Origin of the sequence: Myxococcus sp. AB025B (genome assembly GCF_006518215.1) — a bacterium.
In the GTDB taxonomy this organism is placed as follows: Bacteria; Myxococcota; Myxococcia; order Myxococcales; family Myxococcaceae; genus Myxococcus; species Myxococcus fulvus.
Genome location: NZ_SRLW01000085.1, coordinates 1 through 16288, shown reverse-complemented (window position 1 = coordinate 16288; position 16288 = coordinate 1). Strand labels below are relative to the sequence as shown.

Annotated in this window: 13 protein-coding genes; 11 read left to right on the top strand and 2 right to left on the bottom strand. The window is 68.9% G+C overall.

Going from position 1 to position 16288, the window contains the following annotated elements; genetic code table 11:
* Positions 1-96 precede the first annotated feature (96 nt).
* The 11 genes from FL311_RS16385 (at position 97) to FL311_RS16335 (ending at position 13862) form a co-directional block, all read left to right on the top strand.
* On the top strand, positions 97-2166 hold the full coding sequence (locus FL311_RS16385) for a prolyl oligopeptidase family protein (protein ID WP_141326078.1): 2070 nt from the start codon (positions 97-99) through the stop codon (positions 2164-2166).
* Positions 2167-2364: 198 nt separating this feature from the next.
* The gene (lon, locus tag FL311_RS16380; protein ID WP_141326077.1) at positions 2365-4821 is read left to right on the top strand and encodes an endopeptidase La; all 2457 of its coding nucleotides are present in this window, start codon (positions 2365-2367) and stop codon (positions 4819-4821) included.
* 281 nt (positions 4822-5102) lie between these two features.
* Positions 5103-6689, top strand: a complete 1587-nt coding sequence (locus FL311_RS16375; protein WP_228556907.1) for a peptide ABC transporter substrate-binding protein — start codon at positions 5103-5105, stop codon at positions 6687-6689.
* Between the two features lie 145 nt (positions 6690-6834).
* Entirely contained in the window at positions 6835-7719 is an 885-nt protein-coding gene (locus FL311_RS16370; protein WP_141326075.1) for an ABC transporter permease subunit, read from the top strand.
* A 346-nt stretch (positions 7720-8065) separates the two neighbouring features.
* The gene (locus FL311_RS16365; RefSeq protein WP_141326074.1) at positions 8066-8878 is read left to right on the top strand and encodes an ABC transporter permease subunit; all 813 of its coding nucleotides are present in this window, start codon (positions 8066-8068) and stop codon (positions 8876-8878) included.
* Positions 8879-8971: 93 nt separating this feature from the next.
* Positions 8972-9433, top strand: a complete 462-nt coding sequence (locus FL311_RS16360) for a response regulator (RefSeq protein WP_046712197.1) — start codon at positions 8972-8974, stop codon at positions 9431-9433.
* 77 nt (positions 9434-9510) lie between these two features.
* Positions 9511-10056 (top strand): YqgE/AlgH family protein, encoded by a 546-nt coding sequence (locus FL311_RS16355; RefSeq protein ID WP_141326073.1) that lies wholly within the window; start codon positions 9511-9513, stop codon positions 10054-10056.
* Positions 10056-10313 carry a BolA family protein gene (locus FL311_RS16350; protein ID WP_141326072.1) on the top strand — a complete coding sequence of 86 codons (258 nt, stop codon included), beginning with the start codon at positions 10056-10058 and terminating at the stop codon, positions 10311-10313. Before FL311_RS16355 ends, FL311_RS16350 begins: the two co-directional genes overlap by 1 nt.
* Positions 10314-10325: 12 nt before the next feature.
* Complete coding sequence (gene grxD / locus FL311_RS16345; RefSeq protein WP_141326071.1) at positions 10326-10646, top strand: Grx4 family monothiol glutaredoxin; 321 nt, start codon at positions 10326-10328, stop codon at positions 10644-10646.
* A gap of 78 nt (positions 10647-10724) precedes the next feature.
* The gene (locus FL311_RS16340; RefSeq protein ID WP_141326070.1) at positions 10725-12152 is read left to right on the top strand and encodes a DUF2914 domain-containing protein; all 1428 of its coding nucleotides are present in this window, start codon (positions 10725-10727) and stop codon (positions 12150-12152) included.
* 486 nt (positions 12153-12638) lie between these two features.
* Positions 12639-13862, top strand: coding sequence for a winged helix DNA-binding domain-containing protein (locus FL311_RS16335; protein WP_228556906.1), 1224 nt, complete (start codon positions 12639-12641; stop codon positions 13860-13862).
* Between the two features lie 237 nt (positions 13863-14099).
* Here the strand turns inward: FL311_RS16335 and FL311_RS16330 are convergent, their stop codons facing one another.
* Both FL311_RS16330 and FL311_RS16325 read right to left on the bottom strand, forming a co-directional pair.
* On the bottom strand, positions 14100-15710 hold the full coding sequence (locus FL311_RS16330; protein WP_141326068.1) for an aminopeptidase P family protein: 1611 nt from the start codon (positions 15708-15710) through the stop codon (positions 14100-14102).
* A 33-nt stretch (positions 15711-15743) separates the two neighbouring features.
* Positions 15744-16288 (bottom strand): RsmE family RNA methyltransferase (locus FL311_RS16325; protein ID WP_141326067.1); only part of this gene is annotated, 545 nt, incomplete at its 5' end.

Below are 16288 nucleotides of genomic sequence, written 5' to 3'. Positions count from 1 at the left end.
GTGCCTGCCTTGTTGATGCTCGTTGCCTGTGCTGGCTCGACGCCGGCGAAACGGGAGGTGCCCGTGGAGGCGCCGGCCCAGGAGGAACACGCGCGCATGGCTTACCCGGCGACTCGGGTGGACGCGGTGGTGGACACGCTGCACGGGGTGCAGGTGCCGGACGCCTACCGCTGGCTGGAGGATGAGAAGGCGCCCGAGGTCCAGGCGTGGATGAAGGCGCAGGACGTGCTGACGCGCGAGGCGCTGGCGAAGTCGCCCGTGCGTGACGCGCTGGCGAAGCGCTTCCGCGAGCTGTTCTACGTGGACTCCATCTCCATGCCGGCGCGCCGCGCGGGCCGCTACTTCTACGTGCGCACGCACAAGGACAAGGAGAAGGCGGTCCTCTACTGGCGCGACGGCGAGAAGGGACAGGAGAAGGTGCTCCTGGACCCGAACGGCTGGAGCCAGGACGGCTCGGTGTCCCTGGGCACGTGGTCGCCGTCGTGGGACGGCAAGAAGCTGGTCTTCGCGCAGAAGCCCAACGCGGCCGACGAGGCCGTGCTGCACGTGGTGGACGTGGACTCGGGTGAGTGGTCCAAGGTCGACGTCATCGAGGGCGCCAAGTACGCGCAGCCCAAGTGGACGCCGGACGGCAAGGGCTTCTATTACGAGTGGCTGCCCACCGACCCCTCCATCCCCGTGGACGCGCGCCCGGGCTACACCACACTGCGCTTCCACAAGCTGGGCGACGCGCCCTCCAAGGACGCGGAGATCCACCCGCGCACCGGAGACCCGTCCACCTTCCTGCAGGGGGACCTGAGCCGGGACGGCCAGTTCCTGTTCGTCTCCATCCTGCGGGGCTGGATTGAAAACGACATCTACTGGAAGCGGCCGGGGGAGAAGGACTTCCGCCTGCTCGTGAAGGGCAAGGGCGCCAAGTACAACGTGCAGGCGTGGAAGGGCCGCTTCTACGTCACCACCGACGAGGGCGCCCCGCGCCAGCGCGTCTTCGAGGTGGACCCGGCGAAGCCCGCGCGCGCGCAATGGAAGGAAATCGTTCCGCAGGACCCGGTCGCCGCGCTCCAGACGGTGAACATCGTCGGCGAGCACCTGGCGCTGGAGTACATGAAGGACGCGACGACGCTGGTGCGCGTGGCCACCCTGCAGGGCAAGCCCGTGCGCGAGGTGGCGCTGCCCGGCGTGGGCGCGGCCTCCAACCTGACGGGCCTGGAGGACCAGGACGAGGCGTACTTCGTCTTCACGTCCTTCACCACGCCCCGGCGCGTCTACAAGACGTCCGTGAAGACGGGGGAGTCCTCGCTGTGGGCGCAGGTGGAAGTGCCCATGGACCCGGCGGCCTACACGGTGGACCAGGTCTTCTACCCCTCCAAGGACGGCACCCGCGTGCCCATGTTCCTGGTGCACAAGAGGGGCCTGAAGCGCGACGGCACCGCGCCCACGCTGCTCTACGGGTACGGCGGCTTCAACGTGAACATGGAGGCCACCTTCCGCGGCAGCATCCTGCCCTGGCTGGACGCCGGCGGCGTCTACGCGGTGGCCAACCTGCGGGGTGGGGGCGAGTACGGCGCCGAGTGGCACGAGGCGGGCCGCATGGCGAAGAAGCAGAACGTCTTCGACGACTTCCACGCCGCCGCCGAGTACCTGGTCCGGGAGAAGTACACCCAGCCCAGGAAGCTGGCCATCCAGGGCGGCAGCAACGGCGGGCTCCTGGTGGGGGCGGCCATGACTCAGCGCCCGGAGCTGTACGGGGCGGTGGTGTGCCAGGTGCCCCTCTTGGACATGGTGCGCTACCACCTCTTCGGGAGCGGCCGGACGTGGATTCCCGAGTACGGGACGGCGGAGAAGCCCGAGGACTTCCAGGTGCTGCACGCCTACTCGCCCTACCACCACGTCAAGCCGGGCGTGGCCTACCCGGCGCTGCTCATGATGTCCGCGGACCACGATGACCGGGTGGACCCGATGCACGCTCGCAAGTTCGTGGCCGCGGTGCAGCAGGCGGCGGGCAACCAGGCCAGGGCGCTGCTGCGCATCGAAATGAACGCAGGACACAGTGGCGCGGACCAGGTGGCCAAGAGCATTGAATCCAGCGCGGACCTGTATGCGTTCCTTTTCGAGGCGTTGGAGGTTGGTGGGCTACAGGGTGGGGAGGCAGCGCAGGGTCGCTGACACTGGGAGGGGACGTCCGAGGAAGCTTCGGGTGTTCCCTTGATGGCAAGAGGTGGTTCCCCAATCTTGAGGCGGGGAACGGCGCCTGAAACCGACGTGTTATAGACGTGCTTCACCCCGGGTGTGCGCTCGCCGGACGAGCAACCGGGCAACTCTTCAGGGGCCTACCCTCCCGGTAGGCCAGCAGGTGGCGGATACATGTTCTTCGGACGTGACGACAAGAAGGAAGCCCAGAAGCGGGGACTCACCGTCCCGCTCTTGCCCCTTCGGGACATCATCGTGTTCCCGCACATGGTGGTTCCGCTGTTCGTCGGCCGGGAGAAGTCCATCGCCGCGTTGAAGGACGCGATGGCTCACAAGGGGCCGGACGACAAGGCCGTCATCCTGCTGGCCGCCCAGAAGAAGGCCAAGACGAACGACCCCTCTCCCGACGACATCTTCCACTTCGGCACCATGGGGCACGTCATCCAGCTGCTGCCCCTGCCGGACGGCACCGTGAAGGTGCTGGTGGAAGGGGTGAAGCGCGCGAAGGTGAAGAAGTTCCACCCGAACGACGCCTTCTTCATGGTGGAGGTGGAGGAGGTGGAGGAGCAGACGGAGAAGAGCGTGGAGCTGGAGGCGCTCGTGCGCTCCGTGCACTCCGTGTTCGAGGCCTTCGTCAAGCTCAACAAGCGGATTCCACCCGAGATGCTGATGCAGGTGGCCAGCATCGATGACCCGGCGCGGCTCGCGGACACCATCGTCGCGCACCTGTCGCTGAAGCTGAACGACAAGCAGGCGCTGCTCGAGACCGAGTCTCCCGCGAAGCGGCTGGAGAAGCTCTACGAGCTGATGCAGGGGGAGATCGAGATTCTCCAGGTGGAGAAGAAGATCCGCACCCGCGTCAAGAAGCAGATGGAGAAGACCCAGAAGGAGTACTACCTGAATGAGCAGATGCAGGCCATTCAGAAGGAGCTGGGTGAGCGCGACGAGTTCAAGAACGAGATCCAGGAGATTGAAGAGAAGCTGAAGAACAAGCGGATGAGCAAGGAGGCCACGCTCAAGGTCAAGAAGGAGCTCAAGAAGCTCCGGATGATGAGCCCGATGAGCGCCGAGGCCACGGTCGTCCGCAACTACATCGACTGGATCATCAGCCTGCCCTGGTACGACGAGACCCAGGACCGGCTGGACGTGACGGAAGCGGAGACGGTGCTCAACGAGGACCACTACGGCTTGAAGAAGCCGAAGGAGCGCATCCTCGAGTACCTGGCGGTGCAGCAGCTGGTGAAGAAGCTCAAGGGCCCCGTGCTGTGCTTCGTGGGACCTCCGGGCGTGGGCAAGACGTCGCTGGCGCGCTCGATTGCACGCGCCACGGGCCGCAAGTTCGTGCGCCTGTCCCTGGGCGGCGTGCGTGACGAGGCGGAGATTCGCGGCCACCGGCGCACGTACATCGGCGCGATGCCGGGCAAGCTCATCCAGTCGCTGAAGAAGGCGGGCAGCAACAACCCGGTCTTCCTGCTCGACGAAATCGACAAGATGTCCACGGACTTCCGAGGCGACCCGAGCGCGGCGCTGCTGGAGGTGCTGGACCCCGAGCAGAACCACAACTTCAACGACCACTACCTGGACCTCGACTACGATTTGTCCAAGGTGATGTTCATCTGCACCGCGAACACGATGCACAACATCCCCGGTCCGCTGCAGGACCGCATGGAGGTGATTCGCATCGCGGGGTACACCGAGCCGGAGAAGCTCTCCATTGCCCGGCGCTACCTCATCCCGAAGGAGCAGGAGGCCAACGGGCTGACGGACGTGAAGGTGGACTTCAGCCACGAGGCGCTGCGGACCATCATCCACCGCTACACGCGCGAGTCCGGCGTTCGTTCGCTCGAGCGTGAGATTGGCGGCGTGTTCCGCAAGATTGCCCGCGACGTGCTGAAGAACGGCAAGCGGGACATCGAGGTGGACCGCAAGACGGCGATGAAGTTCCTGGGCACGCCGCGCTACCGCTACGGCGTGGCGGAGCGCGAGGACCAGGTGGGCATCGTCACGGGTCTGGCGTGGACGGAGCTGGGAGGAGAGATCCTCACCACCGAGGCCACCGTGATGCCGGGCAAGGGCAAGCTCATCATCACCGGCAAGCTGGGCGAGGTGATGCAGGAGTCCGCGCAGGCGGCCATGTCGTACGTGCGCAGCCGGGCGGACCGCTTCGGCATCGACCGCAAGGTGTTCGAGAACTACGACATCCACGTGCACCTGCCCGAGGGCGCGATTCCCAAGGATGGCCCCTCCGCGGGCGTCACCATCTGCACGGCGCTGGTGAGCGCGCTCACGCGCGTCCTCATCCGCCGGGATGTGGCGATGACGGGTGAAATCACGCTGCGTGGGCGGGTGCTGCCCATCGGCGGCCTGAAGGAGAAGACGCTGGCCGCGCACCGCGCGGGCATCAAGACGGTCCTCATCCCGAAGGCGAACAAGAAGGACCTGAAGGACATCCCGCTGAAGATTCGCAAGCAGCTGCGCATCGTCCCGGTGGAGTTCGTGGACGACGTGCTGCGCGAGGCGCTGGTGCTGGAGAAGCCCGAGGAGTTCGGCCGCGGCAAGCCGAGCTCGGATGGGCTCAAGAGCCCCACGGCGGCCGAGGCCCCGTCGGCTCCGGCCTCGGCTCCGGCGTAACGGCTCTGACAGGAGAGGGCTTCGGCCCTCCTTGACGTGCTCGAAGCCAGGACGTCCGTCGACCCACGAGGTCGCCGGGCTCCTGGCTTCTCTCTTTTCCAGCGGGCAGACGGGGCGTCTGGCTTCTGTTGCCGGGCGTCCCTGGCTTCGGGGTACAACGTGGCCCGGTGGCTCCTCGCACTCGACTCGCCTGGTGGTGTCTGTTGCTGGCCTGGGTGACCGGGGCCTGCGGGCCGTGCGGCTTCCAGCCGGAGTCGGGCGTCAAGGTGGTGGTGCCCGCGATGCCCACCACGCTGGATTGGAGCCATTCGGACCCCGAGAGCTGGGCGAACTACCCGGTGATGCTCGCGACGCAGAAGGGGCTGACGTTGCTGGGCGCGGACCACTCGGTGCGACCGGGGCTGGCGGAGCGGTGGGAGCGCTCTCGCGACGAGCAGGGGCGCGAGGTCTATGTCTTCCATCTGCGCGGGGACGTGCGGTGGTCGGATGGTTCTCCGCTCGTGGCGCGGGACTTCGTCGTGGGGTGGCGGCGCGCGCTGCGCGGACGTGAGCGCGGGGAGATGGCGGACCTGGAGGGCGCGTCGGAGGTGCTGGCGCTGCAGGACCGCATGGCGCCCGAGGCGGACATCCGCGCGGCGCTGGAGCGCGTGGGTGTGGAGGCGGTGGATGCGCGGACGCTTCGGGTGACGCTGGCGCATCCGCGCAGCTACTTCCTGGCGCGCATCGCGAACGTCTACATCTTCTATCCGGCGCCCTCGGCGGACCTGGATGGGCGCTCGGATGAGGAGGTCCGTGATTACTTCGACCGGCCTCGTGACGGTCGGCCGCTGGCCTTGGGGCCTTATCGGGTGGAGAGCTGGGACAGGGCGGGGGAGCGGGTGCGGTTGGTCTACAACCCGCGCTCGGCGTTTCCTCCGCCCATGGCTCCGGGCGAGGTGCCGGTTCCGGTCATCACGTTGATGAAGTCGGAGATTGGACCGGCGCTGTATGAGCGGGGCCGGGTGGACTTCGTCTTCGTGGACAGCGCGGCGGCGCTGCGGGTGAAGCGGCCCGAGGACCTGCAGCGTGAGCCGCTGTTGTCGACGTACTACCTGGCGTTCAACACGGAGCGCGCGCCGCTGGACAGGCCGGAGGTCCGGCGTGCGCTGTCACGGGCGTTGGACCGGGAGGCGTTGATGACGGGGTTGCTGCCGGCCGCGCGGCCCTCGCATGTGTTGCTGCCTCCGGAGCTGCCGGGGGCTGCGTCGGCCGAGGAGGCGTTGCGGCTGCCGCACTACGAGCCCGAGCGCGCGAAGGCGGAGCTGGCGTCGGTGGCCGGGTTGGAGCGGCCGTTGAGGCTGGTGTACCGCTCGGGGGACAACTTCGTGCCGGAGGTGGCCATCGCCGAGCGCGTGGCGGCGCAGCTCGCGCGGGTGGGCGTGAAGGTGGAACTGGAGGCGAGGTCCGACTTCACGGCGGAGATTTCGCGGCGCACGGCCAAGGGGCCTCGCGCGTATGACTTGTACCTGCGGCGGCTGGGCGGGGACTACGCGCACCCGAACACGTTCTTCACGCTCTTCGAGCGCTCGGGCAATCACCAGACGGGCTGGGAGACGCAAGGCGGTGGCGAGCCCATGGCGCGCTTCGAGCGGCTGCTGGAGGCCGGGGACGGCGAGGCGGACGAGGCGCGTGCGCGGACGATGTATGTGCAGGCGCAGGAGGTGCTGGTGGGAGAGCAGGCGGTGATTGCACCGCTGTACCACCCGGACCGCTACTTTCGGGCGCGTGACACGCTGCGGGGCCTGGATGTGGACCCGTTCAACTTCCTGGCCCTGCGCACGCTGCGCAGGTCCGCGCCCACTCCGGAGCAGACCGAGGTGGCGCGATGATGGCCGTGCTCCAGAAGCCCGCCCTGTTGCCGCGGAGGTTCGCCTCCGGGCCGGTGCGTCGAGGTGAGGGGCCGGCTCCTTCGCTTGATGGGATGCTGGTGCCTCTTGCGCGGGAGTCCTCGTCGGTGCTCGGCGAGGTGGCGCGATGATGGCCGTGCTCCAGAAGCTCGCGCGGCAGCTCGTGCTGGTGCCCGTGGTCGCGGTGGCCTCGTACTTCCTCATGGCCATGTTGCCGCTCACCACGGAGAGCGATGCGAAGCGGCAGGCGTCTCCGGAGCTGATGGCGTCGTATCGCCGGGACCTCGGCCTCGGTGAGCCGCTTGGCTTCCTGCGTCCCTGGGAGAAGCTGTGGCGCGGTGAGCGACTGGGCACGAGCGCGCAGGGCATCACCGGCGATGAGCTGGCTCGCAAGCTGTCGGGCAGCGTCGGCGTGGGGATGCTCGCGCTTCCCCTGGCCCTGACGTGGGCGCTGGGCTTCGCGCTCGTACGCACCCGTTGGCGAAGAGGGCGGTGGTCCGCCCTGGGTGACGTCGTGCCGGCGCTGGCCTTCGGTACCCCCGTGTTCATCCCCGCGCTGTTGCTCGCGCCCGCGGTGGTCGAGCGCGGGCACATGCTGCCGGAGCTGTGCGCGGCGCTCGTCACGTCCATCTGGCCGGGCATCTTCCTGGGCACGCTGGTGGGGGACTCGCTGGAGACGGAGCTGTCGCGCGACTACGTGCGCACCGCGCTGGGCAAGGGCCTGTCGCAGGGCACGGTGCTGCGCCGTCATGTGCTCCCCAATGTGCTGCCCTCGCTGCTCGATGCCGTGGGGCCCGTGGCCACGGCGCTGCTCGCCGGCTCGTTCGCGGCGGAGCGCGTGCTGGGCCTGCCTTACTTCGGACAGCTCTACGTGCTCGCGGTGCTCAACAAGCAGGTCGCCGTCGTCGTGGTAGCGACCACCACGTTCGCCTCGCTGCTCGTCGTCGTGAGCCTCGCGGTGGAGGTGGCTCGCTACGTCGTGGACCCGCGCTCGCGTGAGGCCCGCGCATGAGCCTCCTGTCGAGGATTCATCCCGCTGCCCACCCGCCAGACCTATGTGGCCACGAGCCCTCGACGCTGTCGGGAGTGCTTCGCGCCGGGGCTCAGGTGTCTTCCGCGGGTTCGCGCCATGAGCCTGCGGGGCGGGATGCGTCTCGTGGCTCGCCCTTCGGCCTCGCCTCACCTCGTGATGTGGAGCGTGTCGGGTGTACGTCGTGCGTCGGTGGCGGGGCGTCTTCGCTCGGGTCGCTCATGAGCCTCCGGTCCGGGGCTCAGCGCACTGCACTCGGTCCAGGCCCTCGCGACGCGTCGGACAGGCTTCGGGCTCCTGGCGACATGCTCCCTCGGAGGGCCCGCGCATGAACCGCATCCCCGCGCGCGCCCGCGTCGGCCTCGTGCTCCTCATCGGGCTCGGTGTCCTCAGTCTCGTCGCCGGGCGTCTGTTCCCGGACGTGCTCGCGAACACGTGTCCTCTGGGCGTGGACCCGACGCGTCCGGACCGCACCGTGTGCGAGCTGGCCTTCGGCGGCCTGTGGGTCTCCCTGGCCGTGGGCCTGTGCGCCGGAGGGCTCTCCACGCTCATCGGCCTCGTCGTCGCCGCGGTGGCGCGGCTTCTCGGCGGCGCGTGGGAGCAGGTCCTCCTGCGCGGCGTGGACGCGGTCTTCGCGCTGCCCGATGTGCTCGTCGTCATGGTGCTCCAGCTCGCCGGCCAGTCGCTCGCGGACGCGGGGCTCGGCGGCGGACTGGGGCCCTTCGGGTTGATGGTGATGTCGCTCGCGCTGGTGGGGTGGGCCGGGCCCGCGCGCATGTTCCGCAACCGGCTGGCCACGCTCGAGGGCCAGGAGTACGTCGCCGCGGCGCGCGCGCTCGGCGGTGGCGGTACGCATGTCCTGCGCGTCCACCTGTGGCCCGCGCTCCGGCCCTTCGCGCTCGCTGTGTTCCTGAGCCGCCTGCCCACCGCCATCCTCACCGAGTCCACCGTCAGCTTCTTCGGCATCGCTCGCATGGAGCCGATGTCCCTGGGCCGCTACCTGGGCACCAGCTACGCGGCCCTCATCTACGAGGGCGGCGCGCGCGTGGTGCTCCCCGCCTGGGCGCTGTTGGTGATGCTGGTGCTCGGCGCGTCGCTCGCCTCCCAGGCGCTCGCGGCGGGCCCTCGCAAGGCCTCCTGAAGAGCAGGCGCCGTGGGCGTGTCCGCTTGGAATTCCCACCGAGGACATGTGGGTTCCCATCACACGGAAACCTTTTGCCCAACCGGTGCCCTCATGTCCCTGCCCACCACTGAAGAGTTGATCCCCGTGCTCGGCCCCGACGCGAAGGAGCGCACCGAGCGCAGTGACGAGCTGAAGGTGGAGCCCGTGCGCAGCGCGGTGCTCGTCGTGGAGGACGACCCGTCCCACCGCGAAATCCTCGTGGAGATGCTGGCCGGCTGGGGCTACGAGCCTTTGCCCGTGGGCAGCGCCGAGGAGGCGGAGTTCGCCGTGCGCAACAAGCGCATGGACGCGGCCATCGTCGACGTGTTCCTCCCCGGCCGCAGCGGCGCCACGCTGATGTCACGGCTCCGTGAGCGCTTCCCCCAGGCGGTGCTCATCGGCGTGAGCGCGATGAGCGACTCCGCCATGGCGCGCAAGTGCAAGGGCCTGGGCGCGGACCTGTTCATCGGCAAGCCGCTCAACCCCGAGCGCCTGTCCGAGGCGCTCCAGTCGAAGCACACCAGCTGGCACTGAGCGAGGGGCGCCCGGCACCCGTCTTCCCAGGACGGTTGCCGGTTGCACCGCTCGCTCGAACGGTTGATGCTCGTCTCGTGAAGAACCTCGCTCCCGGCTTCCTGCTGGCCATGCCTCAGCTCGGGGACCCGAACTTCTACCGCTCGGTCGTCTTGATGATCGAACACGGTGAGTCCGGCTCCATGGGGCTCGTCGTCAACCGGGGCGCGCCCTTGACGCTGGGCGAGCTGGCCCGCGGTCAGAAGCTCGACATCCACGAGGAGCGCTCCACCCACCCCGTGTACCTGGGTGGGCCGGTGGAGCCCCAGCGTGGCTTCGTGCTGCACGACGATGGCGGGGTGCTGGAGAAGCACTCCGTCCTGCCGGGCCTGTTCCTCAGCGTGACGCTGGACGCGCTGGGGCCGCTCCTGGAGCGAAGCGCGCCCCGGCTGCGCTTCTGCCTGGGGTATGCGGGCTGGGGACCCAAGCAGTTGGAGAGCGAAATCGCCGCCGGCTCGTGGCTCTTCACGGAGGCCTCGAGCGAGGCGGTGCTGGGCCTGGAGCCCGGCAAGTTGTGGGAGACCACGTTGCGTGGCATGGGCGTGGACCCGGCCATGCTGGTGATGGGAAGGGGAATGAACTGATGCTCGACGCAGAATTCGTCCGCAGCCGCATCCTGGAGGCCCTGCCGGGCTCCGAGGTGGAGGTGCATGACACCACCGGGACGGGGGACCACTTCGAGGCCCGCGTCGTCAGCCCGGACTTCGCTGGCAAGATGATGGTGCAGCAGCACCAGCTCGTGTATGCGCCGCTCCAGCAGTGGCTCAAGTCGGGCGAGCTGCACGCGCTCGCGCTCAAGACCTATTCACCCGAGCAGTGGAAGAAGCTCGGGAACCGCTAAGGAGACACCCCCATGAACCCCGACCTCAAGGCCCGGTTCGACCAGATTACCCAGTCGCACCCCATCGTCCTCTTCATGAAGGGCAACGCCCTGTTCCCCCAGTGCGGCTTCTCCGCGCGGGCGCTGCAGCTGCTGCAGCCCCACGGTGAGGTCTTCACGGTGGACGTGCTGGCGGATCCCGAGGTGCGCCAGGGCATCAAGGACTACACGAACTGGCCCACCATTCCGCAGATCTTCATCAAGGGGCAGTTCGTCGGCGGCGTCGACATCCTGACGGGCCTGGCCGAGAGCGGCGAGCTGGCGGACCTGGTCGCGGGCAAGTCCCCGGCCTGAGCCGGGGCTCGGGGGGGAGGGGAGACCCGCTCCCCTCGAAGCGGCTAGAATGGGCGGCCGCTACCGCGAGGAAACACCGTGGTCACCGCTACTCCGCCCAACACCTCCCAGAAGAACGAAGAGACCTCCGAGCCATCGGGTGCCCCGACGCCGGAGGCCGTCGTCCCCGCCAACGTCGTCGTGACGGAGGCCGCCCCGGGTGTCGTCGTGCCCGTCGCGGCGGACCCCGATGACCTGGTGGCCACGGCGAAGACGCCCACGCTGATGGAGAAGGTGCAGGCGTTCCGCGCGCGGCACGAGAAGTGGGAGATGGCCGCGTTCTTCTTCGGCGGCTTCCTCTACGACATCGTCTCGCTCAGCCGCATCGACGACACGCTGACGCTCGTGCAGAGCTTCGGGTACCTGGTCATCCTGGCCACGCTGCTCCTGCTCGAGCAGCGCTACCCGGAGGGCACGGAGCCGCCGAAGCTGTTGGAGAAGGTGTGGCGCTGGCGCGAGGACGCCATCCACTTCTTCTTCGGCAGCCTGCTCAGCGTCTTCATGCTGCTCTTGTTCAAGAGCACGTCGGGCTTCACGCCCTACCTCTTCGTCGTCGGCATGTTCGCGCTGCTGGTGGCCAATGAGCTGCCGCTGTTCCGCAGGATGGGGCCGGTGGTGCGCGTCTCGCTGCTGAGCCTGTGCGTGACGATGTACTTCGCGTGCCTGTTGCCCGTGCTCATCGGGCGCATCGGCTTCTGGGTGTTCCTGCTGGCGGTGACGCTGGGCTGCGCGAGCATGTACGGGCTGATGCGGTTGATGGCGCGCTGGCGTCCGGACATGCAGTACCTGGTGCGCAACGTGGCGGTGCCGGGCTTCGGGGTGCAGGCGGCGCTGCTGGCCTGCTACCTGATGGGCATCATCCCGCCCATCCCGCTGGCGGTGCAGTACTCGGGCATCTTCCACGACGTGAAGCGCGTCAGCCCGGGCGTGTACCAGCTGACCTCGGTGGATGACTCGGTCTGGTACAAGCCGTGGACGTGGTTCGGGCCGGACTTCGTCATCCGCCCCGGCGACAAGCCGTATTACTTCTTCCGCATCTTCGCGCCGAAGAACTTCGCGCCCTACAAGGTGCGGGTGCGCTGGTACTACGACCACCCGGAGAAGGGGTGGACGACGAACGGCAGCGGCTTCGTCGCCAACGTCAGCAGCAACGGGACGGATGGCGGCTATCGCTACTACGCGACGACCTCCAACCTGAAGCCCGGCAACTGGCGGGTGGTGCTGGAGACGGAGGACGGGCACGAAATCAATCGCCTGTCCTTCTCCGCGGGGGCGGACACCCGCACGGACCCGCGTGAGCTGGAGGTGAAGTACTCCACGCTCAAGGAGGTCCTCCCGCTGTCCACCGAGGAGTGGGAGAAGACGCGGAAGACGCCGGCCGCGCCCTCGGGTGGGGCGCGGCCCGGGACGGCGCCGGCTCCGGCCGACGAGGCTCCGCCTCAGGTGGCTCCCGCTCCGACGCCTTGAGGCGTGTGTCCGGGGGCCTCGCTCGCGGCGAGGCGCCGATGCGCTCGGCGAAGGGGGACGGGTCCCTGGGTGGACCCGTCACGTCGCTTCGTGTCCGACCCCTTCGCGGGGGGCTGCCTACATACCTGACATATCGCTGTCACGCCCGGCCGTCATGGTGCGTCCCACGCAGCCGTCGAGCTGTCCCGGACTCGCGAGGACCCACGCCCCATGATTCCCATCCCCCTGATGTTCCTGCCGTTTCCCTTCGTGCCCGCCGACGAGCAACGCGCGAAGGAGGGGGCGCCGAAGGGGGAGGGTGTGCGTCCCCGCCTGGTGGCTGTTCCTCGCAGCGGACAGGAGGAGTCCGTGCCATCGCGTAGCAGGTCTCCCGCTGGCTCGAACGTTTCGGGGCCTCGTGGTTCCATGGAGGAGGCGGTGCCTTCTCGACGCAAGTCGCGGTCTGCCGCGCGGGCCTCTGCGCCGCGTGCTGCCGTGGAGGACGCCGTGCCTTCTCGACGCAAGCAGTCCTCTCCGAGCGTTTCGACGCCTCGTGGTGCCGTGAAGGATTCGTCGCCGCGCAAGCGCTCTTCCTCCTCGACGCGGGGCGACGCGAAGTCGGCGCTGGCCCCCGTGCTGACGACGCGGGAGCTGAACCGGGCGCTGCTCGCGCGCCAGTTCCTGCTGCGACGGACCCGTGAGTCCGTGCCCCATGTTCTCGAGCACCTGGTGGGGCTCCAGGCCCAGGCCGGCAACGCGCCCTATCTGGGCCTGTGGACGCGGATGGAGGACTTCCAGCTCGAGGACCTCACCCGGCGCTACGAGCAACGAGAGGTGGTGCGGGCGACGCTGCTGCGCTCCACGCAGCACCTGGTCACCGCGCGGGACTACCAGTCGCTGCGCCCCGCGCTCCAGCCCGTGTTGGACCGGATGTTCAGCCACAGCGCGTATCCGCGAGAGCTCACCGGGCTGGACATGGACGAGCTGCTCGCCGAGGGACGTCGACTCCTTTCGCGTGGACCCCTGAGCTCGGTCGAGCTGGGGCGGCGTCTCCAGGCTCGCTGGCCGGAGCGGGATGCGCAGTCGCTGGCGTTCGTGGTGCGTGTCGCCGAGTCGCTCGTCACGGTGCCTCCGTTCGGCACCTGGGGCGTGGGCGGCGAGGTGACGTTCACTCCGTCGGCGTCGTGGCTCGGTGCACCCCTGGAGCCCGCGCTCGCGCTGGAGTCACTGGTGCGGCGCTACCTGGGCGCCTTCGGTCCCGCCAGCGTGAAGGACATGCAGCACTGGTCCGGCTTCGTGCGACTGGGCGAGGTCTTCGAGCGCATGCGCACCGAGCTGCGCGTGTTCCGCGATGAGCAGGGCGTCGAGCTGTTCGACCTTCCCGACGCGCCCCGCCCCGGCGGTGACACGCAGGTGCCCGTGCGCTTCGTGCCCGAGTTCGACAACCTGCTGCTGTCCCACTCGGACCGCGCGCGCATCATCTCCGAGCCGCATCGCAAGCGCGTCTTCACCGTCAACGGCATCATCCGTCCAACGGTGCTCGTGGACGGCTTCGTGCGCGGCATGTGGAAGCTGAAGTGGGAGAAGACGCGCGTCACGCTGCACGTCTCGCCCTTCGCCCGACTGACTCGCGAGGACCGCGAGGCGCTCACGGAGGAGGGGCTGCGCCTGCTCTCCTTCGCGGCGGCGGAGGCCTCGGACCACGACGTGCGCTTCGGTCCGGTGTCATGACCACCTGGCGCACTGCTTCGTAAGCGGGCTCGCGGAGACCTGACTGCGTGACCCGGGCTCTCCACGCTTGTTGACGCGAACCCTCGGTGGCGAGGGCCCGCGGTGGCTTGGCTCCCTCGTGCGTTTCGGCGCTCGAGGGGCCGGCGGTGGCGCGGCTCGCTCGTAGGCCTCAACGCTCGCGGCGCCTGTCTCCCGGCCCTCACCTGGTTCGTGGCGGGGCCGGGACGTGACGCGGGACTACTTGCGCTTGCCGGCCTTCGCCTTCTTCGCGGCGGGGGCCTTCGCCTTCTTCGCGGCGGCCTTCTTGCCCTTGGGGGCGGCGGACGCCTTGTCGGCGCTCCACACGCCGCTCATCCACGCCTCGATGTCCTTCACCGTGCGCGGGATGTTGCCGGACAGCACCTTGCAGCCGCGCGCGGTGACGACGATGTCGTCCTCGATGCGCACGCCGATGCCGCGGTAGCGCGCTGGCACCGTGAGGTCGTCCTTCTGGAAGTACAGGCCCGGCTCCACCGTGAGCACCATGCCCGCCTGCAGCTTCCCGTACTTGTAGGCCTCCTGCCGCGCCTGCGCGCAGTCATGCACGTCCAGCCCCAGCATGTGGCTGACGTTGTGCAACGAGTAGCGCTTGTAGAACTGGTGCTCGTCCTTGAGCGCCTCCGCGGCGTCCTCGAGGATGCCCAGCTTCTCCAGGCCCTCGGCCAGGACGCGCATGGCGGCGCGGTTGGGCTCCATGAAGTCGTTGCCCGGCTTCACCGCCGCGAACGCGGCCTCCTGCGACGCGTACACCAGCTCGTAGATGGCCTTCTGCTCCGGCGAGAAGCGGCCGTTGATCGGCAGCGTGCGCGTGATGTCCGCCGTGTAGAGCGTGTGGCCCTCGACGCCCGCGTCCAGCAGGAGCAGGTCGCCGGGGACGAGCGGACCGTCGTTGCGGTTCCAGTGCAGCACGCACGCGTGAGAGCCGCTGGCGACGATGCTGTTGTAGCCCGTGTCGTTGCCCTCCACCCGCGCGCGCAGGTTGAAGATGCCCTCCACGTAGCGCTCCGTCTTCGCCACCTTCAGGCTGCGGATGACGTCCTCGAAGCCGCGCTGCGTGGCGTCGATGGAGATCTGCAGCTCGCGCAGCTCCTGCGCGTCCTTGATGAGCCGCATCTCCGACAGGAACGTGGCCAGCGCCTTGTCTCGCTCGCCGCCCTCCGCCACCTCCGCGTCCACCTTGGCCGAGTGTCCGCGCAGCACGCGCGTGGTCTTCGCCGAGCCCTTCAGGCCCTTGAGGTACGCGTTCAGCGTGTCGAGCCCGCGCGCCTCGTCGACATCATGGCGCGCGCGGCTCTCCGGCACGCCCAGGCGCGGGCCCACCCACAGCTCGCCCTTCACCCGGTCCGTGAAGAACGTCGCGTCCGAGCGGCCCGGGTTGGGCTCCACGAAGAGGATGTCCGTGTGGCCGCCGCCGTCCTTCGGCTCCAGCACCAGGACGCAGTCCGCCTCCATGTTGCCGGTGAGGTAGTAGAAGTCCGTGCCCGGGCGGAAGCGGTAGTACGTGTCGTTCGCGCGCACCTTCTCGTGGCCGGTGGGGATGACAAGCGTCTCGCCAGGGAACGCCCGCGACAGCGCCTTGCGACGGGCCTTGAAGGACTCCGCGTACTTGAGCTTCGGCGGCAGCTTCCCCGACGCGGGCTTCCACTTCTCGAGCATGAAGTCGAGCAGCGCCTGGGGCGGCAGCGAGTCGTGGCTCGCGGGCTTCGCCGCTGGAGCCTGCGGCTCCGACGTGACGAGGGACTGCTGCTCACCGACCGCGGGCTGCGTGCTGTCGGAAGCGACCGAGGACGAAGGGATGGACGTGGCCATGGCCGATAACTCTCGGCCAGCGGCCCACCCCCTTCAAGTGCCACCTGCATCGTGACGCGGAGCAGTGTCTTCCCCGAGAAGGGCTACTTGCCCGACGAGCACGGGAACCGCCGTCTCCACCCGGAGGATGCGCGGCCCGAGCGAGAACGGCCGGAAGCCGTGGGATTCCAACAATTGGGCCTCGAACGACACCCAACCTCCGTCGGGGCCGATGGCGAGCACGGAGCGTTGGCCAGGAGCCGCGGCCACCTGACGCAGGGGCCTCGTCGCCGGAGGGTGGGGGAGCAGGCGGACGGCGCCGGTGGGGAAGACGCTGTCGAGCTCGTCCTCGACGAAGGGGCGAAAGCGCTCGCGGACCAGGACCTCGGGCAGGCGGGTGTCGCGTGCCTGCTCCAGGCCTTGAAGGAGCAAGTCCCTCACGAACGCGCCGTCGAGCACCTTGGAGTCGAAGTAGCTCTTCTCCACGCGGGCGGCGTTGACCAGGACGATGCGGTCCACGCCCAGCGAGGCCACGGCCGGGAGGACCTTCTTGAGGGCCTTGGGGCGGGGGATGGCGAGCAGCAGGTCGATGCCCGCAC